Annotated in this window: 2 protein-coding genes; one reads left to right on the plus strand and one right to left on the minus strand. The window is 61.5% G+C overall.

Features of this window, described 5'->3' with window-relative positions; translation table 11 throughout:
* Positions 1–438: LysR family transcriptional regulator (locus tag ENZ74_RS32745; protein WP_127313333.1), on the minus strand; the 438-nt coding region annotated here is incomplete at its 3' end.
* 206 nt (positions 439–644) lie between these two features.
* On the opposite strand from ENZ74_RS32745, the gene ENZ74_RS32750 reads away from it, so the two are divergent.
* The coding region (locus tag ENZ74_RS32750) for an arginase family protein (RefSeq protein ID WP_206522396.1) at positions 645–1,063 on the plus strand (419 nt) is incomplete at its 3' end.

Genomic DNA, 1,063 nt, shown 5'->3' on the forward strand with positions numbered 1-1,063 from the left:
ATGCACGCAGACATCGATATTGGGCGCCCGCAAATCCTTGGGATCGTTGGAAGGAATAAGCGTCAGCCTTATGTCGGGATATTGCGCCATGAAACTGCCGAGCCGCGGTGTCATCCACAGCAACAGTAGCGCCGGCACGCAGGAGACCGAAAGTGTGCCGCTGCTCGCCGGCCTTGTCATGCGCTGGGTGGCGGCGGCGATGCCGTCGAACGCGGTCGACACCGCCGGCAGAAGCTCCGCGCCATGCGGTGTCAGCTTGACCCGCTGGCCGACCCGCTCGAACAGCTTGACACCGAGCGACTGCTCGAGCGCCTTGATCTGGTGGCTGACGGCGCCATGAGTGACGTTCAGCTCAGTCGCCGCCTTGGTCAGTGAACCATGGCGAGCCGTTGCCTCGAAGGCGCGCAGCGGATTGAGCGGTGGCAGGCGCTTGGTCATGGTACCACTTTGTTGTGAGATTTTCTCACAGAAAACACCCTAACAATATCAATTGATTTTTCAATGCCACTGCCAGACACTTGAGTTTAGAACAGCATCAAGACATGAAATCTGCAGGCAGCCAGCGGGACAGCGGCCCGGCCGGATGACGGTCGGTTCGCAGGCGTCACCCGCGCCGGCACTGCATCAGCCCAGGAGGAGCGGACATGGGATACGATCGCGGCAAGCTCGATGCGTTGCGTCGCAAATATGGTGAAAGCCATGGCGGCGAGATGTTCGACCCGAAATTCCGCAAGGTCGCCGACAAGATCTTCTCCAAGAGCGGCACGCGGCTGGCGCCCTATTCAGGCATCCCGACCTTTCTTGCCGCGCCCTACCGCGAAATATCGGCCGACAATCCGGATTTCGGCGATTTGCAGGTGGCGATGATCGGCGTGCCGATGGATCTCGGCGTCACCAACCGCCCGGGCTCGCGCTTCGGGCCAAGGGCGTTGCGCGCCATCGAGCGCATCGGGCCCTACAATCACGTGCTGGAATGCGCGCCGACGCATGAGCTCAGGGTCGCCGACATTGGTGACACGCCGTTCCGCAGCCGCTACCGGCTTGAGACCAGCCATGAGGATAT

Source organism: Mesorhizobium sp. M7A.F.Ca.CA.002.15.2.1, assembly GCF_003998715.1.
GTDB lineage: Bacteria > Pseudomonadota > Alphaproteobacteria > Rhizobiales > Rhizobiaceae > Mesorhizobium > Mesorhizobium ciceri.